This window comes from Sediminibacillus sp. JSM 1682029 (assembly GCF_041366435.1).
GTDB lineage: Bacteria > Bacillota > Bacilli > Bacillales > Amphibacillaceae > Sediminibacillus > Sediminibacillus terrae.
The window spans coordinates 721,517-743,624 of the sequence record NZ_JBEWYY010000001.1; the positions used below are offsets into that span (position 1 = coordinate 721,517).

General features: G+C 44.7%; 17 protein-coding genes. 8 read left to right on the forward strand and 9 right to left on the reverse strand.

The genetic code is table 11. The features are described from left to right. The first annotated feature begins 1 nt into the window (after position 1). The 3 genes from qoxB to qoxD are packed head-to-tail and all read left to right on the forward strand — an operon-like array spanning position 2 to position 2,830. On the forward strand, positions 2–1,951 hold the full coding sequence (qoxB, locus tag ABVF09_RS03645; RefSeq protein ID WP_153462196.1) for a cytochrome aa3 quinol oxidase subunit I: 1,950 nt from the start codon (positions 2–4) through the stop codon (positions 1,949–1,951). After that, a complete protein-coding gene (gene qoxC / locus ABVF09_RS03650; RefSeq protein ID WP_153462198.1) occupies positions 1,948–2,544 on the forward strand; it encodes a cytochrome aa3 quinol oxidase subunit III in 597 nt (198 codons plus the stop codon). Before qoxB ends, qoxC begins: the two co-directional genes overlap by 4 nt. A gap of 1 nt (position 2,545) precedes the next feature. Continuing rightward, positions 2,546–2,830 (forward strand): cytochrome aa3 quinol oxidase subunit IV, encoded by a 285-nt coding sequence (qoxD, locus tag ABVF09_RS03655; protein WP_026571571.1) that lies wholly within the window; start codon positions 2,546–2,548, stop codon positions 2,828–2,830. A gap of 45 nt (positions 2,831–2,875) precedes the next feature. Here the strand turns inward: qoxD and ABVF09_RS03660 are convergent, their stop codons facing one another. Continuing rightward, positions 2,876–3,118, reverse strand: a complete 243-nt coding sequence (locus ABVF09_RS03660) for a hypothetical protein (protein ID WP_026771686.1) — start codon at positions 3,116–3,118, stop codon at positions 2,876–2,878. A 203-nt stretch (positions 3,119–3,321) separates the two neighbouring features. Here ABVF09_RS03660 and ABVF09_RS03665 point away from each other — a divergent pair, with 203 nt between their 5' ends. The 3 genes from ABVF09_RS03665 to ABVF09_RS03675 all read left to right on the forward strand — a co-directional run bounded on the left by ABVF09_RS03665 (position 3,322) and on the right by ABVF09_RS03675 (position 4,770). After that, positions 3,322–4,050, forward strand: a complete 729-nt coding sequence (locus tag ABVF09_RS03665) for a DUF421 domain-containing protein (protein ID WP_026571573.1) — start codon at positions 3,322–3,324, stop codon at positions 4,048–4,050. An 18-nt stretch (positions 4,051–4,068) separates the two neighbouring features. Next, entirely contained in the window at positions 4,069–4,434 is a 366-nt protein-coding gene (locus tag ABVF09_RS03670) for a DUF4363 family protein (protein WP_026571574.1), read from the forward strand. 150 nt (positions 4,435–4,584) lie between these two features. Continuing rightward, positions 4,585–4,770 carry a type Z 30S ribosomal protein S14 gene (locus ABVF09_RS03675; protein ID WP_026571575.1) on the forward strand — a complete coding sequence of 62 codons (186 nt, stop codon included), beginning with the start codon at positions 4,585–4,587 and terminating at the stop codon, positions 4,768–4,770. Between the two features lie 52 nt (positions 4,771–4,822). Here ABVF09_RS03675 and ABVF09_RS03680 read toward each other — a convergent pair whose 3' ends face one another. From ABVF09_RS03680 to ABVF09_RS03705, 6 genes are all read right to left on the reverse strand, one after another. Beyond that, a complete protein-coding gene (locus tag ABVF09_RS03680) occupies positions 4,823–6,319 on the reverse strand; it encodes an esterase/lipase family protein (RefSeq protein WP_371068643.1) in 1,497 nt (498 codons plus the stop codon). 324 nt (positions 6,320–6,643) lie between these two features. Then, positions 6,644–7,945, reverse strand: coding sequence for a globin-coupled sensor protein (locus ABVF09_RS03685; RefSeq protein ID WP_371068644.1), 1,302 nt, complete (start codon positions 7,943–7,945; stop codon positions 6,644–6,646). 106 nt (positions 7,946–8,051) lie between these two features. Next, entirely contained in the window at positions 8,052–9,674 is a 1,623-nt protein-coding gene (locus tag ABVF09_RS03690) for a BCCT family transporter (RefSeq protein WP_026571577.1), read from the reverse strand. 806 nt (positions 9,675–10,480) lie between these two features. Next, entirely contained in the window at positions 10,481–11,623 is a 1,143-nt protein-coding gene (locus ABVF09_RS03695) for a mannitol-1-phosphate 5-dehydrogenase (protein ID WP_371068645.1), read from the reverse strand. Positions 11,624–11,628: 5 nt separating this feature from the next. After that, on the reverse strand, positions 11,629–13,716 hold the full coding sequence (locus ABVF09_RS03700; protein WP_371068646.1) for a BglG family transcription antiterminator: 2,088 nt from the start codon (positions 13,714–13,716) through the stop codon (positions 11,629–11,631). 165 nt (positions 13,717–13,881) lie between these two features. Continuing rightward, positions 13,882–15,816 (reverse strand): PTS mannitol transporter subunit IICBA, encoded by a 1,935-nt coding sequence (locus ABVF09_RS03705; RefSeq protein WP_371068647.1) that lies wholly within the window; start codon positions 15,814–15,816, stop codon positions 13,882–13,884. Positions 15,817–16,119: 303 nt separating this feature from the next. Here ABVF09_RS03705 and ABVF09_RS03710 point away from each other — a divergent pair, with 303 nt between their 5' ends. Next, entirely contained in the window at positions 16,120–16,446 is a 327-nt protein-coding gene (locus ABVF09_RS03710; RefSeq protein ID WP_026771693.1) for a four-helix bundle copper-binding protein, read from the forward strand. A gap of 882 nt (positions 16,447–17,328) precedes the next feature. On the opposite strand, the gene ABVF09_RS03715 is transcribed toward ABVF09_RS03710, so the two are convergent. Continuing rightward, positions 17,329–19,560: an MMPL family transporter gene (locus ABVF09_RS03715; protein WP_371068648.1), complete on the reverse strand. Its 2,232-nt coding sequence runs from the start codon at positions 19,558–19,560 to the stop codon at positions 17,329–17,331. A 143-nt stretch (positions 19,561–19,703) separates the two neighbouring features. Here ABVF09_RS03715 and ABVF09_RS03720 point away from each other — a divergent pair, with 143 nt between their 5' ends. Next, entirely contained in the window at positions 19,704–20,333 is a 630-nt protein-coding gene (locus ABVF09_RS03720; protein WP_237648598.1) for a TetR/AcrR family transcriptional regulator, read from the forward strand. A 196-nt stretch (positions 20,334–20,529) separates the two neighbouring features. On the opposite strand, the gene ABVF09_RS03725 is transcribed toward ABVF09_RS03720, so the two are convergent. Then, entirely contained in the window at positions 20,530–21,954 is a 1,425-nt protein-coding gene (locus ABVF09_RS03725) for a DHA2 family efflux MFS transporter permease subunit (RefSeq protein ID WP_153462208.1), read from the reverse strand. Positions 21,955–22,108: the final 154 nt, after the last annotated feature.

Here is a 22,108-nt window from a genome sequence, read left to right on the forward strand (position 1 = left end):
GATGGACTTTTTTGATAGATTTGCCATACCTCATCCAAGTCCTGTGATTTATGCTTCCATGGTGGCCATTGCGCTCACCTTGGTAGCGATTGTTGCAGGAGTCACTTATACAAAAAAATGGGGCTATCTATGGCGCGAGTGGCTGACCACCGTAGACCATAAGCGGATCGGTATGATGTATTTAATCTCCGCTTTACTGATGCTTTTCCGCGGAGGAGCCGACGCCATCATGATGCGGGCGCAAACAGCCCTCCCTGAAAATACGTTGCTCGATTCACAGCACTACAACGAAATATTCACCACCCATGGTGTGGTGATGATTATCTTTATGGCCATGGCATTTATCATGGCATTGATGAACTTTGTCGTACCGCTCCAAATCGGAGCTCGCGATGTGGCCTTCCCTCGATTGAACGCCTTAAGCTTTTGGCTTTATTTCTGGGGAGCCATGCTGTTCAATATTTCCTTTGTCATCGGCGGCTCTCCCGATGCCGGCTGGACATCGTACTTCCCGCTGGCGGGTAATGAATTCAGTCAATCCGTCGGGACCAACTATTATATGATCGCGATTCAAATCGCTGGTCTGGGTACACTTATTACCGGTATCAACTTTATCGTAACCATATTAAAAATGCGTGCACCGGGCATGAAACTGATGAAAATGCCGATGTTTACTTGGTCGGCACTGATCACCAACTTGATCATCGTGTTTGCCTTCCCGGTATTGACTGTGGCCTTGGCCATGGGAACCATCGACCGTTTATTCGGTGGTAACTTCTTTACCACGACCGATGGCGGAATGGATATGCTGTGGGCCAACCTGTTCTGGGTATGGGGGCATCCGGAGGTTTATATTCTCATATTACCTGCCTTCGGTATTTACAGTGAAATCATCCCGACTTTCGCCCGGAGGAATCTTTACGGATACAAATCGATGGTCGCATCGATTGTATTGATTTCCGTGCTTTCCTTTGTCGTATGGGTGCATCACTTCTTTACCATGGGACAAGGAGCAATGGTCAACAGTATCTTCTCCATCACGACGATGGCGATTGCGATACCGACCGGAATCAAGATCTTTAACTGGTTGTTTACCCTTTGGAAAGGGAAAATTACAATCACTGTTCCAATGCTATATTCTTTAGGCTTCATTCCGATTTTCACTATCGGGGGTGTCACCGGGGTTATGCTTGGTATGTCGGCAGCCGACTATCAATACCATAACACGATGTTCCTGGTTGCCCACTTCCACTTAGTTATTATTCCTGGGGTTGTCTTCGCCATGTTGGCAGGACTGACCTACTGGTGGCCGAAAATGTTCGGCTTCATGCTGAACGAGCGGATCGGAAAATTATCCTTCTGGCTGATTTCTATCGGTACATGTGTCGCTTTCTTCCCGATGTTCATATCCGGACTGGACGGACAGGCGCGCCGGATGTACACGTACTCGGAAGCCACGGGATTCGGTATTTGGAATATGATTTCCTTCGTCGGTGCCATCATGCTGGCTGCCGGGTTTGTGACAATCGTTTATAACATTTATTACAGCACGCGCTATGCGTCGAGAGATATCAGTTCGGATCCATGGGACGCCCGATCGCTCGAGTGGGCCACCCACACGCCAGTACCTGATTACAACTTTGCGATTACACCGCAGGTCAATTCCAGTGAAGCATTCTGGGATTCTAAAAAGAACGGGCATAAGCTGTTTCCAGGCAATTATAAAGAAATACACATGCCGAATAACAGCGGTGTTCCATTTATCATGAGTGCCATCTTCTTTGTGCTCGGTTTTGCCCTGGTATTCAGCATCTGGATTTTGGCAGTCATTGCGCTGCTCGGTATCTTTGCCTGCCTGGCACACCGTTCTTTTGAACAGGATCACGGCTACCACATACCGGTAGAAGAAGTGAAAGAAACGGAAGAAAAATTGGGAGGTGCCCGACAATGAAGGTAGACCAAACAAAGCCTCTCGAATACAGTACGGAACAAAATAACTTGAATATATTGGGCTTTTGGATGTTCCTTGGGGCTGAAATCATGCTATTCGCCACCTTGTTCGCCTCTTATTTCACATTAGAAGGCCGGACAGGAAGCGGTCCTTCCGGCAGCGAGATTTTTGAAATCACGCCGGTCATCTTTGAAACCTTTATCCTGCTGACCAGTAGTTTTACCATTGGTCTCGGCGTCCATGCAATGCGACTGATGAATAAAAAAGCGACAATCGCTTTCTTCAGCATTACCTTGCTGTTAGGACTTGCCTTTGTCGGATTCGAGGTAGTGGAATTCTTCACATATATTGAAGAAGGAGCTGCATTGCAGACAAGTGCGTTCACATCGATTTTGCTGTCCACTTTAGGGACACACGGAGCACACGTCACCTTCGGTTTGTTCTGGGGATTGTTCATCCTCATCCAAATCAAAAAACGGGGCATCACTCCGGAAACGGCGAATAAATCATTCATTTTCTCGCTTTACTGGCACTTTCTGGACGTCGTCTGGATTTTCATATTCAGTTTCGTCTACTTGAAAGGAATGATGTAATATGAAAGAACTGTTCCCACGCAAGCAAGTCATGGGCTTTGTCTTTTCATTGGTCCTGACGATCGTTGCCCTGTTGGTTTACTTTCTGGATATGTCGTTCGCCGTCGGCATGACTGTATTGCTTTTGACAGCCTTCACGCAAGCCGGCTTACAGCTGATTGTATTCATGCATGCCGGCGAATCAGAGGATAGAGGGTCCATCTACCTCAATATTTACTATGGAGTCATCATTGCCCTTCTTACTGTATTCGGTACACTGTTGGCGATGATTTGGGGATATGTATAAGAAATAGTAATAGGAAAGAGCACCTGCAGCCAGGTGCTCTTTTTTTTAGGCATGTTTGGAACCCATCTGTTTGCGATGTTCGATTTTCTCCAGGATTTCCTCTGTCACTACAAAGAAAACGCCCATAAGAAAGATAAACACGGCTCCCATCACGGTCCCGATTCCAATCGGAGTCAAAATGCTGGAACCGCTTGCAAAGAAACCTGCCAGAAAAATGATAATCCCTGCCGTGAGTACGACAGCTCCTGTTATTTTGGTTGCATTGAGAATTTGAGCTTTTGTTGCCATTCAACTCATCCTCCTTTATTCTTATCTCCATTATCCACCTTGTTCACACTTTTGTCAAAAGTTTGTTACGGAATTGTGAATTTTATATTCCTCTCTTTTTTATTATTTCCGATAACGCATATTGCAAAACATGCCTCGTTTAGCCTAATAAATTTGCCGATTTTGCGGAAAATATTTTTATGGTAGAAAGGAGATTTGCCGTTATGAACGAAACCATTGTCATCATCGTCCGAGTCATCATTTCATTTTTCACCTTGCTGATTTTCACCAGGCTGCTCGGCAAACAAGAAGTCGGCCAACTCACTTTTTTCGACTATATCAACGGCATAACGATCGGATCCATCGCAGCCACTTTGGCTACAGATCTCTCCTCCAAAGCTTGGGCCCATTGGCTGGGGCTTGTCGGTTATGCTTTGCTGACTGGATTGTTGCAATTCATCACGATTAAAAACCGATATCTGGGCAAAGTACTAGACGGTGAGCCTACAGTCGTCATAGAAAACGGGAAAATTCTGGAGACCAACTTGGGAAAAATGCGAATCAAGTTGAGCGAACTGATGACTTTGTTGCGCAGTCAGCAAATATTTGATATCACCCAGGTGGAATATGCCGTTTTCGAAATTAATGGGGAGCTGTCTGTCAAACAAAAACCGGAGTTTCTCCCAGTCACCCGCAAGGATCTGCAGATCCCCGTTAGACCCGGACGCCTGGCCACAGAAGTGATCCAGGATGGCATTGTATTGGATCAGAACCTTGAGCAGCGGAAAAAAGACAGAAATTGGCTTCATCAGCAACTTCGCGCCCACAATATAGAAGATGTCAAAGATGTTTCCTTTGCCTTGATCCTTCCCAACGACAGCCTGTATGTCGATAAATTTGAAGATAATATCGGGAAAGAAACAGAAATGGGTGATTACGATGGCCCTTATTAAGAATGGAGGCGACAATAGATGAAAAAGTTTCTTTTATACTTTATTCCATTCATAACCCTGGCTGTTTTCATTACTGTAATGAACAGCGGTGCCTTTCTAAAACAGCCACTTGGAAAGGATGATCGTCTCTATGAATCCATTCAACAGATTGAAGCAGGGGTGAAGAACAAGAACTGGGACGAGGTGAAAACCGAAGCTGCGAAGATGGAAAAAGCCTGGGACAAAATCGTACGGCGCGTCCAATTCAGTGTAGAAAAAGAACAACTTTTGGAAATAGACGGGACAATCGCCAGAATCCGTGGAGGTGTGGAAGCCGAAGATGATCAAAGCGTCCTGGAAGAAATCTATTACTACTACGGCCAGTGGGAACAATTAGCCAGATAAGTGACGGCGGCATTTTATATCCAGACCAAAGTTATATATCGGGCAATCTTTCCATTATCTTATTTATCCGTGCTATGATATAATGTTCATTTCAACCTATTACATTCTGTCTATTTTTATAAACAATCTTCTAAAAGGAGGTACAACCATATGGCTAAGAAGTCGATGATTGCGAAACAGAAACGACCACAAAAATTCAGCGTCCAAGAATATACGAGATGTGAGCGGTGTGGCCGACCACACTCTGTGATTCGCAAATTCAAGCTATGCAGGATATGTTTTCGAGAATTAGCTTATAAAGGACAAATTCCTGGCGTGAAAAAAGCAAGCTGGTGATCATGGGTCAGCTGGAAGGCTGACTCCTTCATCCCTGCTCCTCGACAAAAATTCATGGATACATCTTGCCTGTATCGTCTACATAGATTGACTTCACGATGGTACGCTGGTATTTCGCCCCTCCGCTTTCACCGAAAACATCAAATGTTAGGTTGTACACGCCCTCTCCTAAATCAGGCACGCTGTAAGTGAAATGCCGGCCTAAATTTTGCTCGGCTTGAGTCTGCTGGTGATTATGTTGATACTTCACCGTTTTCACCGTTACAGTCGTTTTTTTTCCCTTGTCGATTGTTCCCACACTAAATTTCCCCTTCGACAATCCCACATTCAGTTTATCATCAAGGGGACTATCAATTGCTGCTTGAAGCAAGTAATGTTGTGTCTTTTCAGTGGCAGCTGAAATCGTCCATTTTCCGGCAGCTGGTTTCTCGATTAGCAGTCGATGGTGGTACGCTCCGTTTAAGTAATCCGTTTCATCTTCTTCCACGGAAAACGCTGTATACTTGTTCTTATCGGGATCTAAGAGGTGCAATTGTGTAATTTTTTTATCGCTTATCCAATCTACTAACAATTCTTCAGCACTCTCTTCTACATAAAAAGTTTCTGTCTGTTCCCCATGTGATTGACCGCCCTTCAGTATATAACCATATTTGGGACTTTGTTGAACGGCCAACTCCTTTTCCCTTGCGGGGACAGACTTGATGGAAGCTTGCATTCCGTCCGTGGATTCGGTTAGTAAATGGGAAAACATCGAAAAGGTTGAACTTCCCTGTTTAATGGAATAGTGATTCCACGCCCCTGCGCTTATCTCAGTTCCGTATGGCAGCCGGGAGCTTACGACAGTCACTGCACCGTCATTCGCTCCATAACTGCTTAAATACAACCCTCCCCAGAATAGGGAGCTGCCGAAGCCTCCTCGTTTCGTCCCTCCTAATGTGAAAAAAGGAATATCACCTGCAATCGGATCTGTATCGTTTCGAAAATACGCCATGTAACCAGTTTGCAGTGAGTAGGTCGCATCATTTTTGCTCCCCAATATTCCCGCCAGCCAACCAGCCCAACTACTATAAGCAAGGTCTGCAAGCTGGCTGCCGTGATGCGGCGTCGATAACGTAATGACTTTCTCGACATATGGCGCGGCTCCATAGTGAACTAAAGCTGATTGCACATCAATCCCGCCTTTACTATGGGCTACCACCACCACCTTCTCGCCGAAATAAGTATAGACTTCCTGCAGCTTCTCGGCCAGCAACGCTCCATTTTCCCACATATCCCTAGTCGGATATAAATCGATAAAAGCAGTTTCAAATCCGTTTACAAGGGCTGTATCATACATATCATTCTCGTCCCACCAAGTGTAGGAAGAACTGTTGAGACCGTGAACGAACAAAATCGGATGATTGGCATCCGAACCATTGGAAGGGGCTGTTCCGATATACCATTCACCCGGATTCCCTGGAGGATCCCCTTTTCCAAATGATCCAGCCGACACTGCTGCAGGAAACAGACTAAACAACAGAACCCCGACAATCAGCACCTTTTTCAGCATCTCCTCACTCCTTTTCTATTCTCATTCAGAGTATACAAAGAGATGCAAAAGGTAGAACTTTAATGCGGAATAAATTGTAATATTCCACTAAAACCTGTCTCCATTCAAAAGCTGAAGGTATCCAGAGAATGAACGGGATTGGAGGACGCCTGTTGGTTGAAAAGAAATCCGGAAGTCTGAATCCTCTTCAATCGACCATTTAATGAATACTTTCCTTAATTCCACATCAAGCAACCGCAAAAAAATATCATCAGCATCTTAGAAAACGCTGATGATACCAGGAAGAACTGCTAAGAAAAAATAAACCGGTCTACTATTGGCACATTACTTTTTCGTCAATTCCACCAGTCCGTCAATGGAGCCGGCTACGTGGGTCACGGCATTATTCACTTCGTCAAGACTGCTTTTAAAGGTTTCGATTTCCCCTTCGATCGAGTCACTTTGATTTTTGCTTTGTTTCATTTTTAATACAATCGTATCAAACACTTGATTGATTTGTTTCATGTCATCCGTTCCGTTATGAATCAACTCCCTTACTTCCGAAATGTAGGAGGATACACCATTTATTTGAGCGTCCGTTTTACCGACAAGCTCGGATACACTTGCTACCGATTTTTTCGTTTCTTCGGCAAGCTTCCGTACTTCATCAGCAACCACCGTAAACCCTTTCCCGTGTTCACCTGCTCTAGCAGCTTCAATCGAGGCATTCAAGGCCAGCAAATTCGTTTGCTCTGCGATTCCGGTTACAATGGTGACGACTTCACCTATTTGGTTGGATATTTCCAGGAGACCCTCTGTTTCTTTTTTGATTTTTTCCATACGGTCATTGATATCAGTCATTTTATCCTGCTGGCCTTCCAAATCTTGCTTTCCAGTGATGGATGTCTGCTCAACATCCAAGGATGTTTCGGTCCCCTCTTTGGAAATACGTAAAATACCCTCCAGGTTAGCCACCAACTCCCCGATCGATCCTGTGGTTTCTTCAAACACTGCTGCCAACTCAGAAGAAGTATCCTTGATTTCATTGTGCAATATATTTTTCTCTTCCTCTTGTTGTCGATAGGTCGTTTCATTCTCTTGCTGAAATGCATCCAGTACAAGTTGTTGCTCCAAACTCATTATTTTTGTCACGGCTTCGATTGCCTTACGTGATTCTTCTTTTGCTTGAATCTTCTCGTCGATGATGGAAATCAAAGACAGCAGTAAATCTTGGAATGCGCACATATACCACTTTGGCTGCAGACCGATTTTAAAATGGATATGAGCAATTTTCAGCCGTTTATCAATAAATTCATCGTCGATTTTCCCGTCAAACATCTCTTGAATGTGGACGAGCAGCGTTTTTTTCAACCTGTCGACCGAACTATTGCTCTCAATGATGCCCATCAAAGAGCTTTCATGTTCCAAATTGCGATAAAACTGGGCCACGATAGTATGGATTTTCTCCTGCACAAAAGGCTTCAAGGAAGCGAGCACCACTAAATCCTGTTTTTGCAGGTTGATCATTTTTATTTGTTTCTTCAGATCCTGATGGTGATCGATATTCAGCCTTGTGTTCCCGGCTAGTGTTTCCTCGATGAAAGTCCCCTTGCTTGAATCATTTCTCTTTTTAAACCCTAACTGCATGTCTTCTCCCCCATATATCCCTTTTATTTCCTTCTCCTTTTATATCGGACGGATCGAAGGGAATATGAAGAAGGGGACAAGCCCGACATATCGGGAAAATCATTATTCAGTTTTCTGTTTCATCGGCATCTTCCCGCCTCTTCTTTTTTCGTTTCAACCGCTGCAATATCTTTTTGGAGTCTAGATTGATTGTTTTCGGCTTATAATGTTCGGAGGCTTTCAAGTCGTCAGTAGAGGCTTTCATAAAAGACCATGCCAGCATGAGCATGATAAATAGCAAAGGAAAGCCGCCGACTATGCTGGCCGTCTGTAACGTCGATAACCCTCCGATAAACATCAGCACCAATGGCATCAAACATAAGGTGAATGCCCAAAACAAGCGATTCCATCGTAAAGGTTCATCTTCTACTTCCGACTGGACAACTGAAGCAAGGATATAGGAGCTAGAATCAAATGTTGTTGCCAAAAAAATAATAGCCAATACGGTAAAAACCAGAATGATCAAAGGAGCCCATGGCAGTTGATTGATTATGCTGATAATCGCATATGGTGCCCCTTGGTTATTCAAAACACTGACAACATCGAATTGGCCTGTCAACTGCATATACAGCCCGAAATTCCCCATGATACCGAAAAACAATAAACTACCTAGCGAGCCATAGATAATCGTTCCCAGAACCATTTGACGAATCGTCCGGCCGCGGGAAATTTTTGCAACAAACAAGCCGACAAATGGAGCGTACACAAGCCACCACGCCCAATAGAAAACCGTCCATCCTTCCGGAAAACCAGTACGTTCGAACGGTCCTAAATTATTGAATGGTTCCGTCCATGTGCTCATATGAAAGAAATTATCCAATATCAAGCCGATACTATTGGTCGTCGTCTCCGCAATGAAGGTGGTCGGTCCAAACACAAAAATGAATGCCAGCAAAAAGATGGCCAACCACAGGTTCAAATCACTGAGCACTTTGATTCCCTTTCGCAGGCCCGAATAAGCGCTGATAGCGAAAATCGTCGTACACAAAATCAAGATTACTGTCTGCATGGTCATATTTGCAGGCAGACCCGTCAACCGGGAAACACCCTCTGCAATCATCGGAGCACCTAGTGCAAGAGTGGTACCTGCCCCGCCCATCAGCCCGAACATAAATAAAATATCGATCAGTTTACCGACAGGGCCATCTGTGAGCCGCCCGATCAATGGGCGGCACGCTTCACTTATTTTTAACACCGGTTTCTTCCGGACGTAATAAAAGTAAGCCATCGGCAGCGCTGGCAGAGTGTAAATCGCCCAGGCAATCGGTCCCCAGTGAAAAATACCGTAAGAGCTGGCCCATTGGATCGCTTCTCGTGATCCTGTGTCAATACCAAACGGCGGGTCCTGGTAGTAGTAAGCCCATTCAATTGTTCCCCAGTATAAAATACTTGAGCCGATTCCCGCGCAGAACAGCATTGCTGCCCAAGAAAAAGTATTAAACTCTGGCTTTTCGTCTTTTTCGCCGAGTTTGATATGTCCGTTCACGCTAAACGCCACGTATATCAGAAAGAAGAACAAAACAAAGCCGACGAGCAAATAAACAACGCCGAAGTTCTGGGTGACAAAATCATTAGCTGCCAGGACAAATGCTTCACCCTGTTCAGGAAACAAGACTAGCGGGATGGTAACTGCCAGCAATATTATTAATGCTCCCACGAAAGTCGGCCAATCAATTAAGCGATTTTTCATGTTATCTTCCTTTCCTGAAAATCACGGTAATTTCCATTAGGAATCTGACACCTTCTGTCTGTTAGTTTTGTTTAAAAACGTATTTTTATCCGGTCCTTGCGTCATTAACCGTTCCATAACAAATAATTACCCTTCCACTGTTAATTGGCTAGAAACTGCGCACACCCAACGCTTCGGCAGCATACTTCGCTTTCCGCGGGCACGGCTTCAGCTAACTTGGTAAAGAAAGAACGCTTTACCAAGTGGATCTTCAGCTCGTGCTGTTCCCGCAGGAGTCTTCGTATGCTCCCTGCGCTAAGGAGCATGCTGATTAGCGGAAGCGTAGACTTTTTCCTGAGAACCAACAAAGCCATTTTAAAAACGTTTGTCAGGAAGTAGGTATTCCTTTTCATAAAAGACAGTTGGAGTTCCCGTCTTATCTCCTGTTCTTGGACTTTCCGCTTGTTTTTCTAGCAATGTCATTTGATGATACGGTCCATGGAGTACGATGAATAAAAAAATGTCTAGTTATACCCGTTTATAAACAGAAAGCTGTTCTTAGCGAAGAAAATACCCGGAGACTCCTGCGGGAGGAAAGGCCTCGGTGAGATCCCGCAGAGCGTCAGCTCGAGGAAGCTCACCAGCCGCCCGCGGAAAGCGCAGGGTATTTCCGCAGCGTCGAACTCCAACTCATCAAAAGTAGGACGTCAGGAAGACGCATTCAAGCTATGTCGTAGTTTATATTTATTACGACCCTACATAAAAAAATTAACAAAAAACGCCTGAAGGTAATTACCTTCAGGCGTTTTCACGCTATCATCTTTCCGTTATTGCTTTAGAGAATGGTATTGCTCGATTACTTCTTTGCTGATTTCACTATCTTCATCCAGGCCGCTCACTTCTTTCAGCACATATGCTGGTCCGTGTTCCTTGAGCATTCCCTGGATTTTTACAGCTTCCTCATCTTCAGCGTAGTCAAACAGCAGGGCTGCTGCAATCGCCTTCGCTAAATTCGTGAACGACAATCCTGCTTTCTGGGCCTCTGTTGCTGGACGAATCAGTCTGTCCTCTGGTCCCAGCTTACGCATCGGAGCACGTCCGACTCTGGTGACTGCGTCATTCAAATAAGGATTTTTAAAGCGCTCGATAATTTTCTGGATATAAGCAAGATGCTCTTCTTCGTCTAAGCCATATTGCTTCACAAGGTAAGCACCGGTTTCTTTCAACGTTTCCTTTACTTGCTTAGCAACCGTCTCATCCGCCAACGTTTTATCGATTGTACTCTTTCCGGCTAGATAGCCAAAATACGCAATCACCGCATGGCCTGTATTTACTGTGAATAACTTCCGCTCAATAAAAGGGGCAAGCTCTTCGACCACTGTCATGCCTTCAATTGGCGGGATGGTTTGCGTGGTTTCGACAACCCATTCAAAATATGGCTCTACCAGGACGTCAAGCGATTCCGGATCTTCCTGGATAGGAACGATTCTGTCCACTGCCGAGTTGAAGAAATACACCCGGCCTTCCAGTCTTTCCTTGGTGTCCTCATCCAGGTTGTCCATGATATGTCTTTTCAAAATATCTGTTGCAGAAATTTGGTTTTCACAAGCAATCACATATAGTGCTTCATCTGTTTCATAGACACGCTCCGATAACCCACGGGCAATCAATGGGGCGATCCGCGGCAGAATGTTCGGCCCGATTGCCGTGGTCAAGTAAACAGCGCTCTTGATTGCATCTATCACTTCATCTTCCTGCTTCATATTATTCAAGCCGGATACATTTTCAATCGTAGTCGTTTGTTCCTGCTCTGTAGCCAATTTTACCTGATAGCTTTTTTGTTCATTCAGTTTATCAATAATTTGATCTGCGATATCGACGAAGGTTACATGGTAACCTGATTCGGCAAATAAACCGCCGATAAAACCACGGCCGATATTTCCTGCACCAAAGTGCACCGTTTGTTTCAACGTCATCATTCCTTTATCAAGTTATTTTGAAGGTAATCTAAAAACAAATCCTCCAATTTTTTGCGAATCATTGCTTCGTTAGAGGATGAAAAAATCATCATTGCGACGTCGTTTTCAATGATACTCGTGCTGATCAGGCTAAGTACTTCCTGCTCGCGCGGGCTCATACTATCGGGTGCCAGCATTAACAATAGATTTTTCATTTGCACTTCCTGTCCATCCATTCCTTTAATGGTACAAGGCTGTTCTAAATGGGATACTTGAAAAATCAATTCATGGATATGGTCATCCCGGCAATGATACAAGCCCATGTTCGTCCCAGGGATTCCTAAGCCGCCTCTATTTTCACGTTCTTCCAGCTCTTCCACGATCTTTTGCGAATCATCCAGCAGGTTGTCGGCCTCAGCTTGTTCGACCATTCTCCCCAGTACTGCCCGATGATCAGCCGTTTGCTGTTGGCGGTAAACCCGAAGATTAGCCAAGATTCCTTCAATGCTGGAATGGACCTCCTTGATTTCCTTCAGCAAATCCTGAATTGCCGGTTGTTCTGTTTGATTTACAGAGCCACTTTCGTCCGCTGGTCGTAGGTAGTGTTTTTTGCTTGTCATTTTTTCCAGGTTTCGTTGCAAAAAATCGTGTATCGCTTCCGTGTCTTCTTCGCTGAGCAGGGGACTGACCAGAATGTAATCAAACTCTGTGAAAGGCAGCCGGACGGTTGAAATGACGATATCGAACGATTCCACATCCGCATGTTGAAAGTCATTGATCGACAAAATCTCTACTTTTTGAATTTCCGGAATTTCCTGTTGAATGCGGCTGGCCAGCATTTTCGACGCCCCGATCCCTGTCGGACAGACAACCACCGCCTCTATAGATGCTTTCTCCTCATTCATCAGCAAAGCCGAACCGAAATGCAGCACGATGAAAGCAACCTCTTCATCAGGAAACCGGACATCTTGAAATTGTTCTTCCAGATTGTTTTTCACCGCCATGAACAATACTGGATATTTCCGTTTTATATCTTCAGTCAAAGGATTGAATAACTCCATTCCCTGTTGCAAGCGGAACAAAGAAGGCTCCATATGCGCGAGCAGCCCTTGAAATAACGAGAAGTCATCAGACAAATGGACGTGGAGTTGTTTGGAAACATCCGCGATGACATTTTTGATCAGCCTGCCCAGCATGATGCTGTCATATTCAATGGCATCGGCAGCCTGCAGTTTGGATCCCTTTAAAATAACCGAGAGAAATCGCACATCTCTTTCCGTGAGAGGCAACGCATACTTTTGTGTCAACTCTTCACAAATTTGCTTCATTCCCCGGTATTCCATAGAGGATTTGTCCACATATTGATCCCTTTCCTCGATCGGATACTGATTTTCCGCTCGCTGCATGGTGATGCATATATGGATAACCAAACCGATGTAATCACTGTCGGCCAGTCTGGTTTGTCCCTTATTGATCGTCCTGCTGACCAAAGTGTCTACTTCCAATAAATATTGCGGTGAAAAGTAACCCAACACGGGCCCCTCAACTTGGTTCCCTTTTTGCAGCAAGTACAACTGCTCGATCAGTTCTTCATGGAAGTGGACGGAAAAATAGCCTGCCAAAGCTTTCCTTTTGTCAGACTCCTGCGCATACAATTCCACCCCTACGCCACGTTTCCTCGAAAGCCTTACCCGAAATTTCTCCAACCAGGCTGCCAAGTCATCTAGATAAGCACTCAAAGTAGCCGTGCTTACTCCAAGCTGTTTTGCCAGCACCTGCGTCTTAAAAGACGGCCCATCCTGCAGCAAGGTGATCAGCAGATAAAGTTTTCGCTCCTCCGGCGTTTCGTCTGTCGGATTCAGACTGGAAAGGTGCTGCATCAGACGGTAAATATGCTCATTTTTTCCATCGATGACGAGCCCATCACTCGACGTTCTGGTCAATTCCAACTGAAATTGCTGCAATAGTTTATCTATTGATTTCAAATCCCGCTGAATCGTCCTGACGCTTACATTGAGAAATGCAGCCAGAGATTGTGCGGTATGCTTTCCTGAGGTTCTGACAATCAAATCGATGATGGATTTTTCTCGTGATGTAATAAACATATTACCCACTCATTTCTACTTTAAAATGTTCTTCTACGTACTTTGTCCATCTGTTCAGAAAAACAAGAAAATACTTACGGATCTCTTTTAGTCCATCATTCCAACTTTTCACTGAAATGAGAACAGAAAGGCAGGAATACCCCGCCTTTCTTCTCTAAGCTGCGTTTATTTACTGTTGATGATATCTTTCAGTTCTTTTGCTGTTTTCGCCTGGACCATCTGTTCAATGTTTTCCATTTCAGAACAAATGACAGCAATTCCTGAAAGGATTTCTAAGTGGGTACCGTCTTTTCCTGCGATACCGAAAATCAGTTTGGTTTCTTCTCCATCAAAATCAACGCCATTCGGTACTTGTACGACCGTGAAACCAGACTTGAGCACCGCTTTTTTTGCATCTTCCGTGCCATGAGGAATCGCTACATTGTTCCCCATATATGTGGATGTTATGTTGTCGCGTTCGATCATGGCATCGACATAGCTTTCTTCCACATAGCCTGCTTTCACCAGAGCCTCACCAGCGAAGCGGATTGCGTCTTCCTTGGAATCAAACTCTTGCCCGATAAAAATGTTCTCTTCGAGAAGCAGATCATCGTCTTCTGCTTGCCCAGGATCTTGCTCTGTCGCTTCTTCCTGTGCCTCGTCCGTCAGTTCCGCCAATTCTTCTGATACCCCACTCTCGAGACTATCAATCAGCTTGTCGTACTCGGGACTGGATAGGAAGTTATCCACCGAAATATGGTAAGCGTTCGGAAGCTTGCTTTTCGCCCGCGGTGTCAATTCTTCCTGTGTAATGACTATTTGCGCGTCACTCGGCAGGTTGCTGATGGACGTATTCGTCACGGTAACGTCAAGATCAGCTTCCTTCACCTTTTTGCGGAGCAAAGAAGCTCCCATAGCACTTGAGCCCATGCCGGCATCACAAGCAAAGACGATTTTGTCTACTTCTTCCGGCATTACACCCTGCTCTGCAGTGTTTTCTCCACCACGAGAAGATACAGAGCCGGCTACAGAACTTTTCTTTCCTTTCATTTCTTCCATTTTCTTAGTTGCTTCATCAATATCTTCTTCTGATTGTTTACCGGATTTAAGAACAATTGCCGAAATGACAAATGAAACGACCGCTGCAACAATCACTCCTGCATAGTTGGCGACATAAGCCATTGTCTGTGGAGGAGTAACAGCTGTAATTGCAATTATACTTCCCGGCGAAGAAGGAGCTACAAGGCCTCCGCCCAACAGTACCAATGTAAAGACACCACTCATACCGCCTAGAATGACAGCAATGAACAACATCGGTTTCATCAATACATACGGGAAATAAATCTCATGGATACCGCCCAAGAAGTGGATGATTCCTGCACCTGGAGCGGATTGTTTTGCAGAACCTTTACCGAATAGAGAGAAGGCAAGCAAAACACCAAGACCCGGTCCGGGATTCGCTTCCAATAGGAACAATACAGACTTCCCGGCGTTCTGTACCTGCTCCAGCCCAATCGGAGAAAGCACACCGTGGTTGATTGCATTATTCAGGAACAGGATTTTTGCCGGTTCGATCAGGATACTAGTCAATGGCAATAAACCTGCGCCCACTAACCAATCGACGCCCACGACCAACACTTGCGTGAAGCCATCTACAGCCGGACCAATGGCAAGGAAAGACAGAATTGCAAGCAGTCCACCAAGAATACCTGCAGAAAAGTTATTGACCAACATTTCGAATCCTGTTCTAATTTTCCCTTCGATTAATTGGTCGAACTTTTTGATCACATATCCACCAAGCGGTCCCATGATCATTGCGCCGAGGAACATTGGTGTATCGGGAGCTCCGACAATCACACCGATGGTCGCAATCGCACCGACCACCCCTCCACGTTGATCATGAACCAGTTTACCGCCGGTATAACCGATTAACAGCGGCAATAAGTACTTAACCATCGGATCGACCAACTTGGCAAGTTCTTCATTCGGAATGATTCCATCCGGAATAAACAAAGCCGTGATCAATCCCCAGGCAATAAAAGCGCCAATGTTTGGCAATACCATGGAACTAAGGAAATTACCAAACTTCTGTATTGCAACCTTTACAGATGATTGAGCCATACTATACTTCCTTTCAATAAAATTAGATAATATCAGACGTTATCATCATAAGCCACATGTAAGCGCCATTCAAGAAACACTAACATTACCTTTGTCGCAGTCCATAAGACAAAGGTAATGTTTCTCCTATGCATAATGACCTATGGCATTATTGTGCACTTGTCCACCAAGTTCATTCGCTTATTAATCGGCGACTCTTTAGGTCGTTCAGTCCCCTTCTCTCTTTATCTAAGGCTTATTCGTTTAATTCATCCTGAATTGGGAAGATATATATATATAATTACTTAATGGAGGGATATTATAATGGCACACGAAAAATACCAAGAGCTCCTCGACACCTTGCACGACTGTATGGTACAGTGCAACCATTGTTACGATGCTTGCCTGAAAGAAGACGACGTAAAAATGATGGCCCCATGCATTCGCCTTGATCGGGAATGTGCAGATATTTGCGGTTACCTCGCTCAAGCAATTACGAGAGGCACGCCATATGTAGAAGAATTGGCTTCCGTATGCGCAAAAATTTGTGAGGACTGTGGAAATGAATGCAAAAAACATGAACAAGAACATTGCCAGAAATGTGCGGATATCTGTATGAAGTGTGCAGATGCTTGCCGTAAGGTTGTTTAATTTACTGGGATACTCTCAAAAATGGCCGGACAAAAGCATGGCCACCAAAGCGACAACCGAACGAATTTTAACTATCGATCAAATTCGTTCGGTTGTTAATTTTTGTGTCCCTTATTTAGACTTCTTACTATCCTGTTGTTTGATGCTTGCTTCGTATGCTACGACAAGCTACTACGCTATGTTTTCGGGGTCTAATTTTTACATGATCAAAACAAAATAAATAGAACTCTACTCTTCTATTGCGTGTGAGTATTTCCAAACAATGACGAAGACGAACATCAGCACGGAAGGTTTTTTATTTAGAAATTGGAACGTGCGAACCTGCACCAAAAAAATTAAAAAGAAGTACTCGTCTTCCCATTCTTTCCATTCAGTTTAGCTTTCTTTCTACAACGATATGAGAAAAAACGCATCGCTCGTTTGCGAATAATTCCACAGGCACGGAGGCAAGGTACGCAGACTCCTGCGGGATGAGCGCGAGCTGAAGATCAACTTGGTAAAGTGCTTTTCTTTACCAAGTTAGCTGAAGAGGTGCCCGCTGAAAGCGAGGTACCCTGCCGAAGTGTAATCTTGCTCTTTTTAAAGGGCAGGTTAGATCGGTTTCCTTTTTCTAACCCACGAAAACATGGGCACTGCTTGTTTTTCTCTGGCGTAGAACCGGCAAGGCATTCCGAAGCTGATTACAAAACCAGCAATCCAAATACACTCCTATGTCCACCCGCTTTCATCAGGGAGTGAACTACCAACCTATAAGCTTTTTCCGCACAATTAATTATAACTTATCTGCAACCGCTTCTATTACAGCCCCCCCAAAATCAAAAGAAACATTCCAACATATACAAAGAGCACCGTCAGTTTTAATCGACGATGCTCTTCCTATATTTAGCTTCTATTTTCCTGACTTTGAGCATCTGTTTTTTTCCATAAAGCCCCTGGCCAGAACGCATAGTTGCCGAGCACTGTCGTAATAGCAGGCACGAGAAGCGGCCTGACGATAAAGGTATCCAGCAACACGCCGATGGCGGTTACGACTCCAAACTGAACCAGCACCTGCATCGGCATCACAGCTAATACCGAAAATGTCCCTGCCAAAATAAGACCTGCGGATGTGATGACACTGCTGGTCTCGCCTACCCCTTCAGCAATTGCCTGTTTTAAAGGCATCCGTTTCCGGTTTCTCCAAATACTCGATATCATAAAAATGTTGTAATCCCCGCCGAGTGCTACAAGGAAGACAAAGGCATACAACGGGATAAGACCTTGCATCGCCGGTTCATCCATGCCGTAATGGATAATCAGCCAACCCAACCCCAAGGCGGAGAAGAAGGACAAAACAACCGTCAACAATAAATAAGTCATTGCAACAATCGAACGCAAATATACCAGCAGTAAAATAGCGATGATTATCAGGATGACCGGAATAATGATATTTTGATCACGGCTGGTTATTTGTTCGGTGTCAAATAGATTTGCTGTTTCTCCGCCAAGCCAGACACGATCACCGGCATTTTCCACACCCGCCTGTTCCAAAACGTCCACAACGCCCTCCTTCAAATCCGGAATCATGGCCACGGCTTCAGAAGAGTATGGATCGATGGATAACGTGATGGAGTAATGAACGAAATTCCCATTGTTCTCACTAAATGTCGGATCACTTACCTCCGCGACATTCTCCATTCCAGCCAATACCGATTGCATTTCATCCATCCCTCCATCGGCCTCGACGATCATGTCGACTGGGGCAATTTCTCCTGGTGGATAGTGTTCAGCAATTAGAGCAAAACCTTCCCGTGAGGGCATATCATCCGGAAAAGAATCCAGCACGCCATACGTGTAGTCGATTTTTGGAACGAATGCTGCCAATCCGCCCAAGATGAGAAGACAGACAGTAATGAGTGCCCAGGGCTTCTCCGTAACCAGTCGTCCTGCCGCTTTACTGAATTTGCTTCTCGTTTTTGGCTGCCGCACTGGTTTTCCTTTTTTCTCTGTTAATTCCTTCACCATCTTATCTGTTCTTGGTATGAATGGGAAGAAGGCTGTTCTGCCGAAGATGGCCAAAATTGCCGGAAGCAAGGTTAGCACTGCAAGGCACATAATCACGATAGCAAGACTGAATGGAACAGCAAAACGGTCGTAAGAGGCATACTGTGCCAGTGACAGAGTCAATAATCCGATTGCCGTAGTAAGTGCACTCATCATGATGGCGCCACCAGAATTGGCAATCGCCAGCTGCAGTGCCTTATATTTATTGGCCTCCAATTGCAGTTCGTCCCGGTAACGGGAAACAAGGAACAAACAGTAATCTGTTCCGGCTCCGAATAACAGGACAGTCATGATGGATACTGCCTGTGCATCGACGACAATCCAGCCTCGACTAGCAAAGAAACCTAGCAATGGACTGATCAATCCATATGCAAAACCAACTCCTATCAGCGGAACAACCGCCAATATTGGGGAACGGTATAACACAATCAGCAACACCAACACCAATAAGACAGTCGCAATCAACAAAGTCACATCCGCCTGGCTGAACAACGCGGTGGTATCCGTCTGAATGCCTGCCGGGCCGGTAAATCTTACGTGAAGCCCTTCAGAGTCGATGTCTTTTTCAAAGACCTGCTTCTCCGAGCGGTCACTTATACGTTTCTGCAAACTGTCCATCGCCGATTGAAGCTCATCTGTAGAAGCTTCCTCCTTGAAAAATATCGGAGTCGTCAGTGCCATTTCATCTTCAGAGGCCGCACCTTGCAATGCAGGTACCGGCATTTCTCCGAACGGCGGAATCATCTTTTGATTTTCGAGCGGGTTATCTTCCAAATCGCCAAACAAAGATATTACAGATGAAAAATCTTTGTCTGTCAATCCGCCATCTCTGTACCATACAACAAGTAACGGAACACCAGAATCATCAGGAAACTGTTCGTCAGAAAGCGTGGCGGCTTTTTCCGACATCGCGTCTTCCGGTAACAGATTATTCGATCCTGTTTCTTCTTCATTCACTTGCGGCCACACCATCGATACTACTGCCACAAGCGCAATCCATATCACCACGGTCAACCATCTGGTTTTTATGCCAGCTGCCGCTTTGCCTAACCATTCCAGAAATTTATTCATGCAATCCCCTTCTCCGGTTGAAAGATAACTACTGCATACAATTATATATACTGGTAAGTTAATTTTCAATCAAGAGTAAATTTCTTATTGAAAAACTTATGGTATACTTGCAAAAAGTAAAAAGAAACAAGGAGAGAACGAAATTGACCGCGAATAACCAACGGCCGCTGGGAAGACCGCGTGCAAGTGACCGAAAACAACCGACAACCGACATCATCCTCCAGGCAGCCATCGAGCTTTTTTTGACCAATGGTTATCAGGAGGTATCCGTGGACGACGTAGCCAGGGCCGCCAACGTCACCAAAGCTACCGTTTATTATTACTATCCAAGCAAGGCAGCCTTGTTTACAGAAACCATCGTACAACTAATGAACCGGATTCATGGGCAAATCCAAGGGATTTTACAGAAAAATATTCCTTTGCGCGAACGCCTGTTGGAAATTGCCGAAGCACACTTGACTGCCACGTTCGATATTGACTTAGACAGTTTCATGCGGGAGACAAAAAATACTTTATCAGAAGAACAAACCGTCAGAATGCAAAAGGCCGAGGAACACTTATATAAATCGATTGAACAAGCATTGACAGAGGCAGTAGACAAAGGAGAAATATCCACCATCCATCCTACTTTTGCCGCCCATGCCTATGTAGCATTGCTCCGGGTCGGCAACTATCGCGATCGGAATGGCAACGGCATATTTCTGACGACAACGGAAGCTGCAGAACAGATTATTGATTTCTTCTGGAATGGTTTAAATCCAGAGAAAGACTAACGTACATGGTTACAGATTAATTTTTTTATAGATGAGTGTGGAGACGGAATTCTCGTTTTAAAAAGAGATAGCACCGACTTGTAGTCTTTTACGATTAAAATTTGAAAGCTTCCAGAAGCACTCCTCCTTCTCTGCGAGTAGATAGCAAAAAACCAGTCAACTTTAACAGTTGACTGGTTTTTTCATTTTTTAGCATTTAAGCTTGCTCTGTCCCCTCTTCCACAGAAGGACGGGAATTTTTGATAAAGAATGACAGGATAAGCCCGAGTATGGCAGTGACACCCGCCACGATAAAGGAAACGTTCACTCCATGGACAGCGCCATCGATGCCATTTTCAGGCTGGATATTATTGGTCATAACCGTTACCAGGAGCGCTGTACCGACAGCTCCTGCCACCTGACGCATCGTATTGTTCATGGCGGTTCCATGTGGAATCAAATGCGGCGGCAGTTGATTCAAGCCAGCCGTCGTCACCGGCATCATGACCATCGCTACACCAAGCATTCTGACTGCATTGACCGTTGCCAGGTAGGTAAAGGTCGTTTCAGCTGTTAAATTCGTAAACATGAAAGTAGTGACAACCAAATCGGTTAGACCGATAATGGCCAGCCACTTGGCACCGAATTTATCGAACAGCCTTCCCATAACCGGGTTCATTACCCCCATCAATAAAGCACCCGGCAGAAGCATAAGCCCTGATTCAAAGGCAGTATAGCCAAGCATATTCTGCATGAGTAGCGGCAAGATAACCGCTCCGCCAATCATGGCGATAAAGACGATCATACCAAGAGCTGTAGTAATCGTAAACATCTTGTGTTTAAACACTTTGAACTGGAGAATCGGTTGTTTAAGCTTCGATTGACGATTGATGAAGAAGTATAAGCTTATCGCACCGACAATCATCGATATTACTACTTGATAGCTTGTCCAGCCGCTGTTACCGGCAGTACTGAATCCATATAACAGACCGCCGAATCCTAACGAGGAAAGTATAATCGACAAGACATCGACCTTTGGATTCTTTTGTTCGGTTACATTTTTCAGAATAAAGTAAGAAACAATCAAATCAATCACGATAATCGGGAAGATAACATAAAACAAGCTTCTCCACGGATAATTTTCCACTAGCCATCCGGATAGCGTCGGACCGATTGCCGGCGCAAAAGCAATAACCAATCCAAACATTCCCATCGCGGTTCCGCGCCGCTCCACAGGGAATATCAAAAACAAGATGGTCTGCATCAACGGCATGATGATACCTGCTCCGGATGCTTGCAGGACTCTGCCGACCATCAGAGTCGTAAAGCCAGGGGCGAATGCGCAAATTATTGTACCTAGTCCAAAAAGCCCCATGGCAGTAAAGAATAATTTACGCGTGGTAAATCGTTCAATTAAAAAAGCGGTAACTGGAATCATAATTCCGTTTACCAGCATGAAAATGGACTGCAGCCACTGGGCAGTATTTGCATTCAAATCCAAATCCCTCATGATGTGCGGCAAAGCAGTCGCTAACAAGGTTTGGTTCAATATAGCAGCAAACGCTCCGGATATCAGCACGATCATCAACGGGATTTTATTGATACTTTGCGGAGAGGATGCTGCGTTTTGACTTTCAACCATAGTATTCCTTCTTTCTTATTAAGATAAAATTAGTTCATAGGAAGTTGCTTTATGTCTGATTGTCGCTGAATAAAAAATCAGGACAGTGAAAATCATTAAGAAGCTTTTACTTCACCATAAAATTCGGTCACTTGAGACATTCTATACCAGTGGT